At 38.8% G+C, this 17,673-nt stretch carries 19 protein-coding genes; 10 read left to right on the plus strand and 9 right to left on the minus strand.

Annotated elements, in window-relative coordinates; all coding sequences use genetic code 11:
* Positions 1-15 precede the first annotated feature (15 nt).
* From CTN07_RS10945 to CTN07_RS10965, 5 genes are all read right to left on the minus strand, one after another.
* Positions 16-1,107 (minus strand): YdcF family protein, encoded by a 1,092-nt coding sequence (locus tag CTN07_RS10945; protein ID WP_005305195.1) that lies wholly within the window; start codon positions 1,105-1,107, stop codon positions 16-18.
* 234 nt (positions 1,108-1,341) lie between these two features.
* Positions 1,342-2,232, minus strand: coding sequence for an amino acid ABC transporter permease (locus CTN07_RS10950; protein WP_172460615.1), 891 nt, complete (start codon positions 2,230-2,232; stop codon positions 1,342-1,344).
* A gap of 71 nt (positions 2,233-2,303) precedes the next feature.
* Positions 2,304-3,119, minus strand: a complete 816-nt coding sequence (locus CTN07_RS10955; protein WP_036765685.1) for a transporter substrate-binding domain-containing protein — start codon at positions 3,117-3,119, stop codon at positions 2,304-2,306.
* Positions 3,120-3,243: 124 nt separating this feature from the next.
* Positions 3,244-4,086: an amino acid ABC transporter permease gene (locus CTN07_RS10960; RefSeq protein ID WP_005305186.1), complete on the minus strand. Its 843-nt coding sequence runs from the start codon at positions 4,084-4,086 to the stop codon at positions 3,244-3,246.
* A gap of 10 nt (positions 4,087-4,096) precedes the next feature.
* Entirely contained in the window at positions 4,097-4,837 is a 741-nt protein-coding gene (locus tag CTN07_RS10965; RefSeq protein ID WP_005305182.1) for an amino acid ABC transporter ATP-binding protein, read from the minus strand.
* Between the two features lie 433 nt (positions 4,838-5,270).
* Between CTN07_RS10965 and aroG the strand changes: the two genes are divergently transcribed.
* The 6 genes from aroG to mrdA all read left to right on the plus strand — a co-directional run bounded on the left by aroG (position 5,271) and on the right by mrdA (position 10,635).
* Entirely contained in the window at positions 5,271-6,326 is a 1,056-nt protein-coding gene (gene aroG, locus CTN07_RS10970; RefSeq protein WP_036765682.1) for a 3-deoxy-7-phosphoheptulonate synthase AroG, read from the plus strand.
* Positions 6,327-6,833: 507 nt separating this feature from the next.
* Positions 6,834-7,325, plus strand: a complete 492-nt coding sequence (locus CTN07_RS10975; protein ID WP_036765679.1) for a hypothetical protein — start codon at positions 6,834-6,836, stop codon at positions 7,323-7,325.
* Positions 7,309-7,881 (plus strand): rhomboid family intramembrane serine protease, encoded by a 573-nt coding sequence (locus CTN07_RS10980; protein WP_217906982.1) that lies wholly within the window; start codon positions 7,309-7,311, stop codon positions 7,879-7,881. The genes CTN07_RS10975 and CTN07_RS10980 overlap by 17 nt, the downstream gene beginning before the upstream one ends.
* An 11-nt stretch (positions 7,882-7,892) precedes the next feature.
* Positions 7,893-8,213 (plus strand): DUF1840 domain-containing protein, encoded by a 321-nt coding sequence (locus CTN07_RS10985; protein ID WP_036765677.1) that lies wholly within the window; start codon positions 7,893-7,895, stop codon positions 8,211-8,213.
* Positions 8,214-8,299: 86 nt separating this feature from the next.
* Complete coding sequence (locus CTN07_RS10990) at positions 8,300-8,479, plus strand: DUF2986 domain-containing protein (protein WP_005305171.1); 180 nt, start codon at positions 8,300-8,302, stop codon at positions 8,477-8,479.
* A gap of 197 nt (positions 8,480-8,676) precedes the next feature.
* Positions 8,677-10,635 (plus strand): penicillin-binding protein 2, encoded by a 1,959-nt coding sequence (gene mrdA / locus CTN07_RS10995; RefSeq protein WP_005305166.1) that lies wholly within the window; start codon positions 8,677-8,679, stop codon positions 10,633-10,635.
* Positions 10,636-10,718: 83 nt separating this feature from the next.
* On the opposite strand, the gene CTN07_RS11000 is transcribed toward mrdA, so the two are convergent.
* From CTN07_RS11000 to CTN07_RS11015, 3 genes are all read right to left on the minus strand, one after another.
* The gene (locus tag CTN07_RS11000; RefSeq protein ID WP_005305162.1) at positions 10,719-11,441 is read right to left on the minus strand and encodes an SDR family NAD(P)-dependent oxidoreductase; all 723 of its coding nucleotides are present in this window, start codon (positions 11,439-11,441) and stop codon (positions 10,719-10,721) included.
* A 139-nt stretch (positions 11,442-11,580) separates the two neighbouring features.
* Positions 11,581-11,961: a PH domain-containing protein gene (locus tag CTN07_RS11005; protein WP_005305159.1), complete on the minus strand. Its 381-nt coding sequence runs from the start codon at positions 11,959-11,961 to the stop codon at positions 11,581-11,583.
* A 401-nt stretch (positions 11,962-12,362) separates the two neighbouring features.
* Complete coding sequence (locus tag CTN07_RS11015; protein WP_005305155.1) at positions 12,363-13,274, minus strand: DNA ligase; 912 nt, start codon at positions 13,272-13,274, stop codon at positions 12,363-12,365.
* Between the two features lie 265 nt (positions 13,275-13,539).
* On the opposite strand from CTN07_RS11015, the gene CTN07_RS11020 reads away from it, so the two are divergent.
* A complete protein-coding gene (locus CTN07_RS11020; RefSeq protein ID WP_005305152.1) occupies positions 13,540-14,595 on the plus strand; it encodes a PTS sugar transporter subunit IIC in 1,056 nt (351 codons plus the stop codon).
* Between the two features lie 4 nt (positions 14,596-14,599).
* Here the strand turns inward: CTN07_RS11020 and CTN07_RS11025 are convergent, their stop codons facing one another.
* On the minus strand, positions 14,600-15,121 hold the full coding sequence (locus CTN07_RS11025) for a hypothetical protein (protein ID WP_050787817.1): 522 nt from the start codon (positions 15,119-15,121) through the stop codon (positions 14,600-14,602).
* Between the two features lie 237 nt (positions 15,122-15,358).
* On the opposite strand from CTN07_RS11025, the gene CTN07_RS11030 reads away from it, so the two are divergent.
* The 3 genes from CTN07_RS11030 to CTN07_RS11040 all read left to right on the plus strand — a co-directional run bounded on the left by CTN07_RS11030 (position 15,359) and on the right by CTN07_RS11040 (position 17,607).
* Positions 15,359-16,024 (plus strand): hypothetical protein, encoded by a 666-nt coding sequence (locus CTN07_RS11030; protein ID WP_005305149.1) that lies wholly within the window; start codon positions 15,359-15,361, stop codon positions 16,022-16,024.
* A 150-nt stretch (positions 16,025-16,174) separates the two neighbouring features.
* Entirely contained in the window at positions 16,175-16,618 is a 444-nt protein-coding gene (locus tag CTN07_RS11035; RefSeq protein ID WP_036765673.1) for a hypothetical protein, read from the plus strand.
* A gap of 95 nt (positions 16,619-16,713) precedes the next feature.
* Positions 16,714-17,607, plus strand: coding sequence for an aspartoacylase (locus CTN07_RS11040; protein ID WP_005305147.1), 894 nt, complete (start codon positions 16,714-16,716; stop codon positions 17,605-17,607).
* Positions 17,608-17,673: the final 66 nt, after the last annotated feature.

Genomic DNA, 17,673 nt, shown 5'->3' on the forward strand with positions numbered 1-17,673 from the left:
CGGTGAACGAATCGATTATCTTTGTTCTAGTGGGTAAGAACGATAACTCCACATACCATAGGTTCTAAGGGCGTCTCGATATATCCCCAATAATTCACCTTGGCTTGGTTTTGCCAATTCTTCTAAAGGTTTATCTGGTGCGCCAATAGTATCAAACGTGATGTTTTGAGGCCCTGTTTGCCACGATGCTATTTCAAATAGAGTTTGGCCGCGGCGAACGTGACTGGCTGAGCTAATGATTGTTGCATGCTCAATTTTATGTCGAGCCAGTGCGTAGCTGCTGTATAAGGCATTCTCTACTGTGCTGCGGGCGTAGTTATCTTCAATCAGGCGATTTGGGTTGATGCCCTGTTTGATTAACCAATCTGCCATAAGTCGGCCTTCGGTTTGATTATTTTGAGGCACACCGCCTGTTAAAATAATCAGCGAATTTGGCTGTTCTTTGGCAATTTTCAACGTCATATTGAGTCGTTCAATGAGGATATCACTCATCGTCCCATCAGGGTTTAAGGCATACCCCAGTGTGATGATGGCAGTATTACCCGCTTTAGGTTCTTTCATCTTTGATTTTAATGGCGTAGCAACAATACGATCTACAGTTTCAAAAATACGTTGGATATCAGCTGCTTTTCCACTGTCTAGTTGTTCTAATTTCTTTAAGTGTTTATTGGCTGCTTGATTATTACCTTTAAAGTGCTGCCACACAGCAAGGTAAGCATTAGCGTCGACATCATCAGGCGCAACAGAGAGTACTTGTTCAAACAGTTCAATGGCACGATCGACATTTTTGTTATAGATCTGAGCGTTTGCAGCTGAAATCAATAAATCGGTTCGATAAGGTTCCAGTTGATAAGCTTGTAATAAACGATCGGTAACAATTTCCATATTACTTGGCATTTTAGCTGTAAACCCAGCGTGAGAAATACGGGCAGGGGACTTAAATGCAGTAACGGCTTGTTCTAACAGTTGATCGACAACTTGACGTTTGCTGACCACTTGGGCGTAGTCTGCAGTACTTTGAACAGCACTTTGAGTTTGAGTTAAAGCAAAAGTTGGGGAGACGTACAGGATGCCGCTTAGGGCTAAAGTAATAAGTTTTTTATTCATAAGGTATAACCGATTATTTTTATAATACCGCGCTACTATAAAAATGAATGGTTACAATTGGTGTGATGTACCGAGGATTTTTACTTCTTAAATATATTTATGAATGAATTTGCAATATCGCTCACAATTTATCGTTCTTAAGAGCACTGTTATCATTATGATTAAAGCAAAAACAATAAGACAGAACCATGTTTGAGCACGCATCTGTCTTATTTAAATAAAGCTTGTATGGTTTCAGTGATTATACGCTTGATGTTTTAAATAGCGCTTTTCTAGATAACTAAAGAGAATTGAAAGTGACAAGCATAATACGAGATATGCGAGACCGACTAAAATCCAAATTTCAAAGATGTAGCCAGAAGAATTGGCTATTTCACTACCGACAAAAGTCAGCTCTTGTATCGAGATCAGAGAAATGATCGAAGAGTCTTTAACAATAGATATAAACTGGCCCGCAAGCGGAGGGATAACAGAGGCAAACGCTTGAGGAAAAATAACATAACGAAAACGTTGTAGAGGTGTTAATCCTAAAGAATCTGCTGCTTCCCACTGTCCTTTTTCAATACTATCAATGCCTGATCGGATAATTTCTGCTATGTACGCAGAGGCCAATAAACCAATGCATATCACCCCAGAAAATAGATTTTCCCATAGGTTAGGTGTGCCAAATAAAAACGTTTGTAAGCCATTAGGCGTGCCGTTGTAGTAACGAAATAGTGTTTCGAGTCCCAGCAGTGGCACTAATTGACTTGAGATAAAGAAGTAAAAAATAAAAACAAAAACAAGCGGCGGTATATTGCGGATCAATTGAATGTACGCTTGAGCTGGCATTCTAATAAACGCCAAAGAAGAACGTCGAGCAAGTCCAAATAATAACCCTAAAACCCCCGCAAAAAGCATTCCCCATAAGCTAATACGAATGGTTGTAGCTACGCCTTGAAAGAAATATGGCAGTTCACCATTAGGACCTGCGGTAAAAATAAGCTCAAGCGCTTGATGCCAGTGCCATTGATATTGAATACCAACAGCCGAACGATAAATAAACCAACCCAAAGCACTGGCGATGAGTAGCAATAAACTCCAATCGAGTCCATTTAAATTGCGGAGGGACAGGCGAGACAGCACCGAGCGTTGACTCGGTGCTGATGATGTCGATTTGTCTAATTTAGGTAGAGACACAGTTTGTTGAGACAAAATTATTGACCTTCTGCTACCTGATTTTCCCAATCTAGGGTCTTAAACCAGTAATCATGACGAGATTGTAGCCAACCATCTTCCGTGCGCAGCATAATCCAGTTATTAAAGAAGTTCAGTAAATCGAACTCACCCTGACGAAGCGCAAAGCCTTCTGAACCACGGTTTAGGTTTTCCTTAAATGGAATGAATAGCTTATCTTTGTATTGAATAGCCATTTGTTCAGGTTTTGGTGATGAAGCAAGAACCGCATCTGCATTACCGTTTAGCACTTCTTGAAAGGCTTGGGATTCATCATCAAATTGACGTAATTTCGCTTTAGGGAAGTATTTTTTTGCTGTTTGGACGGTTACTGCGCCACGACGAACCGCTAATGTAACACTGCGTTTGTTGTAATCAGCAATGGTTGTTTTATCTGCGGCAGATTTTTTACTTGCTGCCAGTTGAACACCTGAGTGAGCATATGGGACTGTAAACAGAACGTTTAAGTTACGCTGTGGAGTAATAGATAGACCACCGATGATAACATCAAATTTTCCAGCAAGTAGGGCCGGGATAATACCGTCCCATGCGGTTGGAATAAATTCGATTTTAAGGCCTGCATCTTGTGCAACACGTCGTGCTACATCAACCTCAAAGCCAATCAGTTCACCTTGTTTATCTCGCATCGCCCAAGGAACAAAGGTAGATAAACCAACACGCAGTGTGCCTCGTTCTTTAATTTGATCTAAAGCTGTTGGCTGCTGATCGGCAAAAGAGTGAGTTGCAGTAAATAATAATGTGATTGCCGTAAGCCAGCTGGCGAGTCTTTTTTTCATTGTACTTTCTCCATGTTTATTGTTTTTATATCTAAGTGACTTTAAGTTAGAAAACTATTATTAAAGGCTTATATTAAAGGCTTGTATTAAAGGCCCAATATGAGAGTCATTTTGTATCTCGCATCTATTTTGCGATAGCGGTGTTAAGTCTGTGTGCCATCCATGCCGCAACAGCAGACAACAATAAAGTAACGCATAGATAAATGGCCGCAACGGTAAACCAAACTTCAAAAGGCATGGCTGTATCGGCGACAATATTTCGGCCTTCGGTGGTGAGATCAAAGATAGCCATAATACTCACAATTGAAGAATTTTTAACGAGCGAGACTGTTTCATTGGTTAGCGGTGGCAATATACGTTTAATCACTTGCGGTAAAATAACAAATCGGTACATCTGCCATTGTGACAAGCCTAAGCTAGCTGCCGCTTCAAATTGACCTTTAGGAATCGCATTTAATCCGGCACGAAATATTTCAGCAGTGTAAGCGCCTTGAAAAAGTGATAAAGCAAGCACAGCCGTTGTGAATCGCTCTAGATCTAAAATAGGGCCAAGAACAAAATAAAGAATATAGATCTGTACCAATAATGGGGTGTTTCTGATCAGCTCGATATATCCACGCGCAAGTGCCCGTCCAACAATAGAGTCAGACAAACGTAACAAGGCCGTGATAAGACCTAACCCTAAGGTAAAGATTAAACTTACTGCTGATATTTTTAGGGTAATCAGTAGACCATCAATTAATTCTCCGCGATACCACTCTCCATCTTCATGAACAAATAAATACTGAGGAATTTGATGCCATTGCCAGCGATAATTCATCGCATCAGCACCAGAAGATAAGATCCAGCCCAGAACAGCAATAACCAGCCCAATTTGCACTAAAGCAGAAAACGCAGGCTTACAGATTTGCCACCAATTGAGTTTATTGGATACGGATTTTTGTAATGAGGAATTAGAATGAGTCATCATGGCATCTTTAATAACTTAAGATCTTACGTAAGAACTGTTGAGTTCGAAGATGCTGTGGACGATCAAACAGATCATCTGGAGCGGCGATTTCTAATATTTCTCCTTCATCCATAAAAACTACTCTATCAGCCACTTGGCGGGCAAACCCCATTTCATGAGTAACGCATACCATAGTAATGCCTTCATCAGCCAGTGACTTCATTACATCAAGGACTTCACTGATCATTTCAGGATCCAGCGCCGATGTCGGTTCATCAAACAGTAAAATGTCGGGTTTCATGCAGAGTGAGCGGGCAATAGCGACTCGCTGCTGTTGGCCTCCTGATAATTGAGAGGGATATTTATCTGCTTGGTGTGCGATTTGGACTCGGTCAAGAAAATGTAGGGCTCGTTGTTCTGCTTCTTTCTTTGTGAGTTTAAGAACTTTTATTGGAGCAAGGGTTAAATTTTCAAGCACTGTCATATGAGGAAAAAGGTTAAAGTGTTGAAAAACCATGCCAACTTGGCCACGAATACTATGTAGATGTTGAGGTGTCAATGGTTCTCCAACAACCGTTAAGGTTCCAGAGTCAAATTGTTCAAGGCCATTAATACAGCGGATCAGAGTCGATTTACCCGATCCTGAAGGCCCACATACTACCAACTTTTCACCTTTCTGAATGGATAGGTTTATATTTTTTAAGGCATGGAAATCACCATACCACTTATCAATACTTTCAAAGGCGATAACAGCGTCATTACTACTCAAGACGTTCTCTTTTTATTATTGGCTTATGCATCTATGTTATTGCCTAAAAACAAAAAATACAAAGGCAGTCGAACTATTTGGTGAAAATTAAAGCATGTTTTATTTATCGATATGTTAAAAAATATCTGGATATATGCTACTGATATCTGTCTGTGGGATATGTGATTAATGTGCAATGGATGAGAATTTCTAAAAGATTATAGCTGTATTCCAAAAAGACATTATAAGAGTAGGTTTACTATTTATCTTGAACGATATGACCAAGTAATCATTGTTAATGGTTTGTATTGGTTGTGGAGAAAAAATGTGAGGTCTAACCAATTAGCGTTTGCACATCAAGCTGATAGACGATAAGTTAACCAAGACCAATGGAGAAATGTATCAAAGAAATGTGATGACCGACACGACTTTGATTATCGAACAGGATAGAACTATGTATAAAACTGATGATGTCCGCATTAGCGAGATCAAACAACTATTACCACCCGTTGCGATTTTAGAGCGTTTTCCTGCAACTGACCATGCGGCTAAAACAGTTTATGACTCTAGACAAGCTATTCATAACATTCTTAACGATCAAGATGATCGTCTACTTGTGGTTGTTGGGCCGTGTTCGATTCATGATCCTGATGCTGCGTTAGAGTATGGTAAGAAGTTATTAGCACTACGAGAGCAACTTAAAGGTGAGCTCGAAATTGTTATGCGAGTGTATTTTGAGAAGCCTCGTACAACAGTTGGCTGGAAAGGGCTAATCAATGACCCTTATATGGATAACAGTTTCCAACTCAATGATGGATTACGCATTGGCCGTAAGCTGTTATTAGATTTGACGGATATGGGGATGCCAACTGCTGGTGAGTTCCTTGATATGATTACGCCACAATATATGGGTGATCTCATCAGTTGGGGAGCTATTGGTGCGAGGACAACGGAATCGCAAGTACACCGTGAATTGGCTTCAGGTTTGTCATGTCCTGTAGGATTTAAAAATGGTACTGACGGTAATATAAAAATTGCAACTGATGCTATTGGCTCGGCTAGTGCACCACACCATTTTCTATCTGTGACAAAATACGGCCACTCAGCAATTGTATCAACAGCAGGTAATGAAGACTGTCATATTATTCTGCGTGGTGGTAAAGATCCTAATTATAGCGCAGAACATGTTGATGCTATCACTGCACAGCTTGCTAAGGCAGGTCATCGTCAGAAAGTGATGATTGATTTTAGTCACGCCAATAGCTTGAAGCAGTATCAACGTCAGATGTTAGTGGCTGAAGATGTGGGTAGCCAAATAGCTCAAGGGAATAATGCTATTTTTGGGGTAATGATCGAAAGTCATTTGGTTGAAGGACGTCAAGATATTATTGATGGTGTTGAGCCTACTTACGGCCAGAGTATTACCGATGCTTGTATTGGCTGGGATGATACAGAAAAAGCATTAACTCAGCTTGCTCACGATGTTAAAAAACGCAGAGTCCTGAAATAAATCCTCTTTTTTAATGCTATAAAGCTTTAATGATACAAAATATGAGCCTGATGATAACGCTTACTATAAGAATGTCATCTGGCTCTTTTTATGACGTATATTTTTTACACACTTCTTGATAGACAGATTTTAATAAAAGCATTAAGCCTTCATCTGATAGCTCGTCAGGAGTTAATAACGCATTAGTGAGTCGTTCGTGATAGGTTCTTACGACCTCTTTCAATATGATGTCATTACTAAGCTTACAAGATGAGTGTTCCATACCCGATCATCCAATCAATAAGAAATGTGATTCATATTATATTCGATAAATTTCAGAAATACAGACAAATATACGTAATTTATTGTTCAAGTTAGATATATTTTGACAATCTATCGTATTTATTTCTTTACACGTATTAACATACTAATTTTGCACTGTTCATTATTTTCTATTGATAAAGATTTATACTGTTGGTTAGTAGGGTGCTATAACCAATGAATATAAGCAGATTTAAGAGGTGAAATATGACGATGCGAAATCACACAATGATCTTCTCGATACTAACTGCGGCAAGTTTATTATCTACACCGTCATTTGCTCGTGATGCTTCTAATCCTTCATTTTCATCACTGGTTGCATCGGAACTGACCTCAACCGACGTATTTCATCATTCTGTTCGATCTATTGTTTATCCCACTCTTGGGTATGCCGATTCAACTGCTTTTGCCTGTTTTCAAGATAAAGGTTTATCGGCGAAGCAGTACGAAAAGTTTGTAAGAAATCAGTGTGAATCGACTTTGAATGGCTCCATGGAAGGGGGATGGTGTCGAGATAAACAAGATTCTCCACTGTTCTTTGTCGAAATTGGCCAAGATGGTTCATACTGTAACAGTGGTCTATCTCGATCAGTGGTTTATATTTTGGAGCCTGTAACAACAAAAAGCTCTCCTAATAGTAATACAGATACGGGATGGAAAGACGTTTCTCAAGCATTTGGATTTGACCATCATCTCTAGAGCAAGTGTTGTATTTATCGGCGCCATTTGGCTGATCACTATTACTCTTTTTATCGTCTCATTACATGGTACGCATGTTGATGAATACGGGTTATTACCTCGTCATCATTTAAGTAACGCAAATTATCTTATATATCCATTTATTCACGGCTCTTTTAGCCATTTATTAGGTAACTTACTGCCTTTTACCGTATTTGCTCTATTTATTGCGCGAAAAGGGTTGGCTCGTTTGCTCATTGTTTGTTTTCTTTGTTGGGCTGGAGCTACGTTAGGAGTCTGGATCTTTGGTCGTATCAGTTATCATATTGGCTTAAGTGGTATTGTTTATGGTACATGGGCTTACCTACTAAGTTATGCTCTAGTGAAGAAATCTATAAAGTCCGTATTGTTAGCCGTTGTTACATTGATTTTATATGGCTCGATGATATGGGGGATTCTTCCATTACATCCATGGCTCAGTTTTGAAAGCCATTTATTTGGATTTTTAACTGGCATTCTTGTTGGGTGGTATTATGCTAGTCAAGATAAATTAAAAGATGCTGACGATCATAAGTAAGGAATACGATTATGTTAATTCAATTTAATGCAAGTGTTTGCGGTTCCATTACAATGTTTGGAGAAGTGGGTGAGACCATGATTAAAGCGATGGGCTTTTGTCAAACGATCCCTGGAGCTATTACAGAACTTAATTTAACTTCAGCATTGGAAAATTTGATGAATGCGACGGTTGAAGCAACAGAAAAGGAGCAAAAACTGGCATTATCAGAGGATGAAGAAAATGATGAGGAAGAATCTTTTGTTCCTTTTGCTAATCGAGCTCGACCACTGATTGATATGCTAGAGACCTGCGTAAAAGAAAAATGTCCATTAATGTGGGATAAGGTTTAATCGCCTTCTTTTTGATGTAGCTTCATCTTGTGATCTCTGCTGAAAACATTAGACTATGCCCAACATCACAATAAGATTGAAATCTAATGAATCGTAAGAAAAAAGTTAAACAGACGTTACTGAAAAAGGCTAAGAAGTCGAATGCTAAGATGCATAAGAGTAATAAGCCTAAATATATTTCTAAAGCTGACCGAGAAAAAATGGCTTTAGAAGAGGAGCAAGCTGCAGTTGAGACTCCTATTGAACCATCAGACGTATCTGAATAATTGGTTTAGCTAAATTATGGTTGGGCAATCTCATCAGTAAGAGGATTGCTCAATCAGCCTATTTTGTAAATATTTGTATAATAAAACACCATCTAGCAATGCCAGAAGCGTATAACTAGAACTCTTATACTTTCCATGTGTCATAATCCCTACGCCTAAATGGGTTTTAAATACTCTAACGCCATATTGATGTACACATGAAGAAAACCACACGTACGCCTTTTCGAGATCATACTGCTGAAGTCCGACTTTTTGGCCGAAGAGCCATTTTCTCTTTCGCGGCAATCATTATTTTAATGGGAGTCTTGATTGGTAACTTGTATCATCTACAAGTTCAAGACTATAGCGCATATAAAGCACGCTCAAATGATAACCGCATTAAAATCATTCCTGTTGCACCTAACCGGGGGCGAATTTTTGACCGTAATGGTGTTTTGCTCGCAGAGAATGTACCTATCTATTCCTTGGATCTTTACCCATCAAAAATGAAAGATCTTAAGCAGACATTAGCAGGACTTCAAAAGCTGTTAGGGATAACAGATGAACAAATCGCCGCTTTCTATAAAGAGAAACGTCATACCAGTCACTACAAGCCAGTTACATTAATTGAGCAGATGACAGAGACACAAGTGGCAGAATTTTCTGTTAACGAATTCCATTATCCTGGTGTTGATGTTGACGCATATTTAGAACGTTATTACCCATATGGCGCACAATTAACGCACGTACTTGGCTATGTTGCAAAAATTAATGATAGAGATATTCAGCGCTTAAAAGACGAAGGGGTATACAGTAACTATAAAGCAACCCATACGATCGGAAAGTTGGGTGTAGAGCGTTACTATGAAAGTCTTCTTCACGGTAAATCTGGCTATGAAAAAGTCGAAGTGGACAGTCGTGGTCGTGTTGTTCGAACGTTGTCTTATGTTCCTCCTGTATCGGGTAAAGATATTATGCTCAATATCGACCTTGGCTTACAGGAATACGCCAATCAATTACTGACACAGCAAGTAAAAGATCCTGTTACTGGAAAAATGGTAACGAAACCTCGCCGTGGTTCGATTGTTGTTCTTGATCCTAAGGATAACTCGGTGCTGGCTATGGCATCGAGTCCTAGTTACGATCCTAATTTGTTTGTACATGGAATCTCGTCTAAAAATTATCGAGCACTATTAAATAACCCTGATCACCCGTTGCTGAACCGAGCCACACTTGGTGTTTATCCTCCAGGCTCTACAGTTAAACCTGAAATTGCAGTAGCGGCACTAACAACTGGGGTAATTACGCCCCAAACGACCTATGATTTCCCTGGCTGGTGGCAGATCCCTAACGCGAAAACCACACGAAAATTCCGAGATGATGTGCGCTGGGGTCATGGTCGCGTAAACATTTATAAAGCCATTGAAGAGTCGGTTGATACTTTCTTCTATCAGGTTGCTTATGATATGGGGATAGACCGATTATCCACTTGGATGAAAAAATTTGGTTATGGTCAACCAACCGGTATTGATATTCGTGAAGAGACCAACGGAAATATGCCAACCCGAGAGTGGAAACATGCTCGTTTTAAGGTGCCATGGTATCAAGGTGATACGATTCCTGTTGGTATCGGACAAGGCTATTGGACAGCAACACCAATGCAGATTGCAAAAGCCGCGTCAGTTATTGCCGAAAGTGGTGTTGAGCATCGGCCACATCTTCTAAAAGGAATTGTGGAAGAGAATGATAAAGTTGATGATGCAGAGTTCCCTGATTTTCCAAAAGTGGCTGCGCCTAAACAAAATTGGCAGATTGCTCAAGAGGGGATGCATCTGGTAACTGTAAGTGGTACAGCAAGAAGTATATTTAAGAATGTTGCTTATCCCGTTGCTGGTAAAACAGGTACCAGTCAGGTATTTACTTTGGCCGATAACCAGAATTACAACGCGAAAGATATTGCTGAACATCTACGAGATCACGCTTTATTTGTTGGATTTGCTCCTGTTCAGAACCCTAAGGTATTAGTTGCAACCGTGCTGGAAAATGGTGGTTGGGGTAAAAATGCGGCACCACTGGCTAAGAAGATTATGGATTACGTGTTGTTAAAACCAACATTAAATCCAGCATCATCTGAGAACACTGCGAACGATAAATCCATGAAAACGACCACGAGTTGATCCAGTTCACTGTATTTCATGCAATTTATTGTCCTTTCTCATGAAGTAACTACAATGCGCACACGTTTACGTTGTAGTTACTTTTACCAAGGTAAAACCTCTCCATTATAATCAATAAAAGTTCCGCTCTGTTTCGAGTTTATGCGCTGTAATTGTGTAATGATGGCAGCGGCTGTTTCTGTGCTCGTACGTAATTGGCCCGGTGGAATATTGGCTTGAAAGGGCTCTGAAAGTGAAGTTTTTGTTGTTCCTGGATGGATTACAAAAATGCATGCATCGGGGATCGTTCTTTGCCATTCAATTGCTATCGTTTTTATGGCCATATTCAGTGCCGCTTTTGAGCAACGATAGCTAATCCATCCACCTAAGTGATTGTCTTCAATACTGCCCACTTTCGCTGATAGAGTACAAAAGCGAGGTGTTGCCGAGCGTTTTAAGTGATGTTCGAAATGTTTGGCGATTAATATACTGGGTAAAGCATTCGTTTGGATCACAGTTAAAAAATGAGAACTATTTAATTGAGATAATGCTTTTTCAGGAACTAAAGCAAGATCTGTATTATGCAGTAAACCAACAGTATTAATGATGATATCAACTTGAGATAGCGACTGACTCAGTTGTGCTATCTGTGATTCTTTTGTGAGATCCAGTTGAGTCCAATGCAGTTGTGGTGAAGATAAACATAACTTTGTGGGATCGGCAAGATGATAGGTCGCCCATATTTGATGTTTAGCTGGCATCATCAATATGTGCTTAATCAGTGCTTGGCCAATGCCTCCTGACCCTCCGAGTATCAGTATATTCATACTTAGCTTTCCTTTTCCTAACTAATCTAAATATAGATAATAGCTAGTATATATACCCAGGTAACATCAGGTTACGAATCAAGTCCCTTGGGTATATATGAAATAACTCAGGTATAAACTGGAAAGCTAATTTATTTCTTTATTTACCTGCAATCTTGGCAGCCAGTAATCCTTGCATAGTGTAGATATTGGTTTTACCGTTAAACTCTAGGCTAATTGGATCATGCTGACCTGAAATCCATAGCTTAAGTTCAGCATCCATATCAAAGTGACCTTTGGACTCAACAGTAAACATCGTAATTGATTTGTAAGGAATTGAACGATACTCGACTTTCTTACCTGTTAATCCTTGCTTATCAATCAATAGCAAGCGGTTATCGGTAAGTACTATCATGTCTCGGATCAGTTTATATGCAAGCTCAATCGTCTCATTTGGGCCTAAAATAGGCGCAAGATCTTCAGTTGCTTCGTTGAGATCCATTGCGCCAGCATTGCCGAGTAAAGCGTCAAATAAACCCATACCTGTTTCCCTTTATGATTAATATTGAAATTATACCTAAGCCATTTGTTGACCCGGTAGTTTTCTGTTACTTAATTTTACGCATCTTACAATTAAACATTGTTTTTATAAAGGTGAAACAGTCAAAAGAGTCATCAATATTGAGTCTGCATCTCAGAAATTATTTCTTATGTTTGAAAAGTGAACAAACATTCTTAAATATTAATGCTGAGGTAAGAAAAATAGGCAGAGATATCATTAAAATCAAAGCAATGGCCTCAACATTTAGAAATATAAAAGATTTCAAAACGGTAGGGTTAGTGAGATCTAACATACAAAACTCCAAACTTGTATTTTTAATGTATGTTAAGGTTTGCTTTAGATAATAGCAAGATTCCTAATTCATAAATGTGTCCAATGTATTAAGAATCAGGATTGTTTCTGATACGAACAAAGCGTGCAAATCGAGGCAGTCCTTTATTGGTATAACCATTGAATCGATATTGAATGGTTGAACCGATAGGAGGAGGCGAAATTCTTTGTGTGTCTTTGAAACCTGAGCCAATTTTGAAAATTTGATTATCGATAGTACGAACCCATACTGCTCCAAGCATGCCTTGGTATTTACCTTTGCCTTCCTCGTATCCGATAATAACAGCCTCTGCATCTTGATGCTTCTTTAGTTTAAGTAATTGTTTTGTTCGTCCATTGGTGTAGAAATTATTTTTATGATGAAGCATTAGTCCCTCACCAGATTCGTTCTCTATAATTTCTAACCATTGCTCTAATTGAGCTAAAGAACTTATTTCTGATTGTTCAACAACGCGAATGAACGTCGGATCGAGCTGTTTACTTATACGTAAAAGCTCTTGGTAGCGTTCCGAAAATGGAATAGTGATACTGGGCAAATCAAACAACATATATCGGACTTGTTGCCATTGAATGGAATTGGGTTTCGCATCGAGTACTATTTGACTGAGTTCTTGAAAATGATCTCGTCCTAACCACAGCTCTCCATCAAGTGGTATGGAGGGGAGTTTAGATAAAAACCATGACGGAGCCGATATCGGATTACCTGAACGGGTTAGCAATTCTTTTCCTGTCCATATAGCTCGGATTCCATCTAATTTTTCCGATACTAAATAGTCAGTGATCGGGAAATTATTTGTTGTATCGACTTGGTTTTCTAGGGCAATTAGAGCCGTTAAGTGTTCAATCGTGAAACTACTGGCTTTCATGGAGTCAAGCTCTGTCGTAAATGCAGAGGTACTAAAAAGTAGACTGATAGAAGCTGCAACCGCGGTCAGATGGTTTGTATGATATAGCAAGGACATAGTCAATGAGTCTTAATCAATTTGAATGGTATGGCAGCATACAAAATTGATATAGCTAACACATTGAACTTGATGCTATTGATTGAGTTATGAAACACAAACATGAATTTTGATTCGGGACGTTGCGTAAATCATGTGATATTTTTCTCATATATCCTATGCATCTGGATAGTATTAATAAAAGACTGTTTTAAACTCATAATATTGCTTAATTTAAGTTACAATTTTATCAATTTTTGACTTAATATCGATATCACACATTAGTATGCAATCAATAAATACCCATCCTCCCCATCACCGAATCTCCTCATTTTTAAAACAAAAGAACATCTCATTATCAGCAAAAGTCTATTTAGTTGATGTTATGAGTTACATGGCATTAGGGCTTTTCTCCTCATTACTGATTGGTTCTATTTTTAACTCAATTGGGGTGAAATTTGATATTCCTTTGTTTACCGATACGTTGTGGCCTCTAGCCAAGCAAATGACGGGACCCGCAATTGGTGTGGCTGTTGCGTATGCACTTCAAGCTCCGCCATTAGTACTATTCTCAAGCGTTATCAGTGGTGCAGCAGGGGCTATGTTAGGTGGTCCAGTTGGTGCTTATGTGGCGGCTTTAATTGCAGCTGAAAGCGGTAAATTGGTTGCTGGTTCAACTAAGGTTGATATTTTGATTACACCTGCGGTTACCATTATTACGGGTATTTTAGTGGGTAACTTCATTGGTCCTCATGTTAATTGGTTGATGTCGTCTTTAGGTGATTTAATTATGGCGGCAACTCAACTTCAACCTATAGTAATGGGGGCTCTGGTTGCGGTATTAATGGGGATGGCGTTAACGTTACCAATCAGCAGCGCAGCTATTGCAATTATGTTGAGTTTGAATGGTATTTCAGCTGGTGCTGCAACAGTTGGTTGTGCAACACAGATGGTCGGCTTTGCTGTGATGAGTTTTCGTGAAAATGGTTGGGGTGGGTTAGTTGCTCAAGGGCTCGGAACATCGATGCTGCAAATGCCAAATATCATTCGAAATTATAAAATTTGGCTGCCTACTATTATAACTTCTGCAATCCTTGGCCCTATTGCTACCACTGTTTTTGAGTTACAAAATACACCACTAGGAGCCGGAATGGGGACCTCCGGTTTTGTCGGTCAGATTCAAACCGTTATTGCAATGGATAATACACCGGCCTTTACTCTGTATAGCTTGATCCTATTAATGCACTTTATTTTACCTGCAACTATTACCCTCTTTTTTGCTGAGGTTATGCGCAATAAAGGGTGGATAAAGCCAGGTGATCTAACATTAACGTTGAAATAGCCAGTTAGTGATTATTTTTTACCATCTGTATGGTTGTAGATGGCGGCAGATTGGAGCAAAGAAAGAAAGCTTCAGCCTGACGTTTATCTGCAACAAAGGTAAAGGGATGATCCAATTCTGCTAACTGTAATCGTGTTTTAAATCCATTGCGTTTGAAACTGGATAAGAACTCATCTAATGCATTGTTTTTATTAACCAATGTTGTTTGGTAAATAGCATTGGTGTCACTTAATCGTTTATATAAATTGTGATCGGCTAGATAGGTTTTTTCTGCGTAGGAAGCTGTATTACCTATGGTTGATGAACTCAGTAATGATCGCTTAGGTGGATTGACATTTTCTTGATGATAAATACGTATCTTATAATCAGAGGTTTTGTTGGTGGTAATGGTCAGAACAGTATTTTTTTGATGCTGTTCTTCTTGAATATTTAGACGACAAAGCGTGTCATCAGAGTGAAATGATGAATTTTCTAACAGCGGCAAAGAAAACGCAGAAACAGTCAATAGTATTAAAGATGAGATCATTATTTTATGCCTTTATTTAATCTGCAACGTATTTTGCAAGTTGTTGCAATGTGCCATACAAAAATAGTATTTGCGGGTTCAACCGATACCAAAGTTCTTAGGTATAAAAGGCCATGCACACACTGTGCCGATAAAACGAAGGCTTTCTTCTTATATTTTCCGATAGCATGAAGTCTGTTAGAATATTTTAAATATCAGATTATTAGTAAAAATATACTCATGGGTAAGGATTAGGTCATGAAAGACTCATTAAAGAACTGGATGTTACCCCTTTTGGTCGGTGTGTTATTGGGTAGTGGTAGTGCTTCTGGTTATTTTTTATATCAGCAGCAAGGTCATGACGCTCATAGCCAAAAATTAGAACAACAAATTCAGCTAGAGCAACAAAAACAGCTGCAACAACAGCAAGAATTTACAGAAGATCTTGCAAATAAAACATCACAATTCGAGCAATTAGTTGCCAAGCTTAATGATGAGTTAAAAGAGCAAAAAGAGTCTAGTGATAGAGAGTTAGCAAAGTTGCAGCAAAAAATCACTTCGTTACAACAATCGACACAAAAATTAACGGTGACAAAAAAGAAACTTGATACACGAGTAGTACAATTAAAAACAGAAACCAAGCAGCAACAGCATGTTATATCTAACTCTCAAGCTCTGTTTACTGAAAAAGCCAATTTACAGGGTGAGTTAACACAAATTAAAAGCCAAATTACTCAGTTAAAAGGTCCTTTGGCAAAACAAAAGAAAGCGTGTGATGAGTTTAAATCAGGAACAAGCTGGAACTGGGTATCGCAAGCTGATTGCGACAAATATAATACGATGAATAAAGAAGTGGTCGCTTTAGAGCAGAAGTCTACATTAATCTCTAATCGCCTTGAACAGCTAGAAAAGTTGACAAAATAACGCTGTTTCTTACATGCTTGTTATCATTAAAGTGGGCCAGTTAAGTCCGCTTTTTTGTGACTTCAATGGCAGTATTTTAGTCAAGTAGGTGACAGGCTATTCTTTACCATCTAAAAGATTACGGTCTAGTTTTAAGTTTGGTATGGCAGGATGTCAGAGAAAAAAACACGGCAGTTAATTCAACTTTTTTATCGTGAGACTGAGCGCGTTAGGTTAATCGATTTAGATAATTTACCTGAGCTTGATGTTAAGCATCAGGATCATATGAATCAATGGTTAGAATCTAAGCGAAACTTTTCATTAGAAGAAGTTTATCAACAAGTTTGGTTGAAAACCTGCAGTGCAGGATACATCACTGAGCTATACCTTCATGCCGATGGCTCTGTTGATGAATATACTTTGTTTAATCGGCTTCATACACAAGGGTACTGGCAGCTTGTTGATGGGGTGATTGAAGTAACCATTTATAAGAATGACAATACATATCAGTTTGCCATTATTGCCAATCAATTTTCGAATATTCACTCAGCAATAGAGTATAAGAATCAACAGTTACATTCTTATCTTAAAGTTGCTCAGATAAAGCCTATTTGATCATCGCATAATGGCTTGTTTAATTGATGGAATTGATATCTGAAATTCAGTAGACTGATGAAAATTTGTCTACTGAATTATCAAGGATTGATTACATGAGCAGTATTAAGCGTGTCGCTATTGTGGGGGGAACTCACGGTAATGAATTTAGCGGTATTTATCTGTTAAAAAAATGGCAACAACAGCCTCAGTCTATCTCTCGTCCATCATTTTGTTCTGAAATGGTGTTTGCAAACCCTAAAGCTCATCAAGAAAATAAACGCTATTTGGATCACGATCTTAATCGTCAATTTGGCTTGGCTGATCTCAATAACCCAGATTTAACCAGTTATGAGCAGTGCCGCGCAAAGGCCATGAATCAGCAGTTAGGGCCTAAAGGAAACGCTCAGACCGATTTTATTATTGATCTTCATAATACAACCAGCAACATGGGGCCATCTTTGATTTTACTTCAGTCTGACGAGTTTAATCGTAAGATGGGGGCCTATATAAAATGCAAAATGCCAGAGACTGTCGTTGAATTTGAAGATTACTCATCGGTAGATGAACATCATTTTGTAAGCTCAATAGCAAAACAAGGTGTCATTATTGAAGTTGGGCCTCAACCTCAATCCGTTATTCGACAGGATATTCTCGATTGGATGGAAGCATTGACTCAACACGTTTTAGATTATGTTCACTTAAGCAATATTAATGCACTGCCTGAATTACCTGAAACTTATGAAGCATTTCAATACAGTGAAACATTAACACTACCCGTTAATGAAAAAGGTGAGCGGATTGGTATGGTCCATAAAGATGTTCAGGATGCCGATTTTAAACCTATCTATAATGGCTCAGCTATTTTTACACTGTTTAATGGTGAGATCATTACCTGGGATGGGGATTACGAAGCTTACCCTCACTTTATTAACGAGGCCGCTTATTATGATAATAACCTCGCGATGTCTTTAGCTCGAAAGATCACAGTAAAGACATCAGATGAATAACTGAGGCGTGTATTTTAGGTGAACTCTTTACGGTAATGAGCCTTGTATATCTGAGTTTTGGAAATT

The organism is Photobacterium damselae, from assembly GCF_003026815.1.
Classification (GTDB): domain Bacteria; phylum Pseudomonadota; class Gammaproteobacteria; order Enterobacterales; family Vibrionaceae; genus Photobacterium; species Photobacterium damselae.

Coding starts and splice junctions, on each gene's coding strand:
- CTN07_RS10945 (WP_005305195.1), bottom strand. CDS start 1,107: ATGAATAAAAAACTTATTACTTTAGCCCTAAGCGGCATCCTGTACGTC.
- CTN07_RS11025 (WP_050787817.1), bottom strand. CDS start 15,121: ATGATCTCATCTTTAATACTATTGACTGTTTCTGCGTTTTCTTTGCCG.
- CTN07_RS10955 (WP_036765685.1), bottom strand. CDS start 3,119: ATGAAAAAAAGACTCGCCAGCTGGCTTACGGCAATCACATTATTATTT.
- CTN07_RS11000 (WP_005305162.1), bottom strand. CDS start 11,441: ATGAATATACTGATACTCGGAGGGTCAGGAGGCATTGGCCAAGCACTG.
- mrdA (WP_005305166.1), top strand. CDS start 8,677: ATGAAGAAAACCACACGTACGCCTTTTCGAGATCATACTGCTGAAGTC.
- aroG (WP_036765682.1), top strand. CDS start 5,271: ATGTATAAAACTGATGATGTCCGCATTAGCGAGATCAAACAACTATTA.
- CTN07_RS10985 (WP_036765677.1), top strand. CDS start 7,893: ATGTTAATTCAATTTAATGCAAGTGTTTGCGGTTCCATTACAATGTTT.
- CTN07_RS11035 (WP_036765673.1), top strand. CDS start 16,175: ATGTCAGAGAAAAAAACACGGCAGTTAATTCAACTTTTTTATCGTGAG.
- CTN07_RS11015 (WP_005305155.1), bottom strand. CDS start 13,274: ATGTCCTTGCTATATCATACAAACCATCTGACCGCGGTTGCAGCTTCT.
- CTN07_RS11040 (WP_005305147.1), top strand. CDS start 16,714: ATGAGCAGTATTAAGCGTGTCGCTATTGTGGGGGGAACTCACGGTAAT.
- CTN07_RS11005 (WP_005305159.1), bottom strand. CDS start 11,961: ATGGGTTTATTTGACGCTTTACTCGGCAATGCTGGCGCAATGGATCTC.
- CTN07_RS10975 (WP_036765679.1), top strand. CDS start 6,834: ATGACGATGCGAAATCACACAATGATCTTCTCGATACTAACTGCGGCA.
- CTN07_RS11020 (WP_005305152.1), top strand. CDS start 13,540: ATGCAATCAATAAATACCCATCCTCCCCATCACCGAATCTCCTCATTT.
- CTN07_RS10990 (WP_005305171.1), top strand. CDS start 8,300: ATGAATCGTAAGAAAAAAGTTAAACAGACGTTACTGAAAAAGGCTAAG.
- CTN07_RS11030 (WP_005305149.1), top strand. CDS start 15,359: ATGAAAGACTCATTAAAGAACTGGATGTTACCCCTTTTGGTCGGTGTG.
- CTN07_RS10960 (WP_005305186.1), bottom strand. CDS start 4,086: ATGACTCATTCTAATTCCTCATTACAAAAATCCGTATCCAATAAACTC.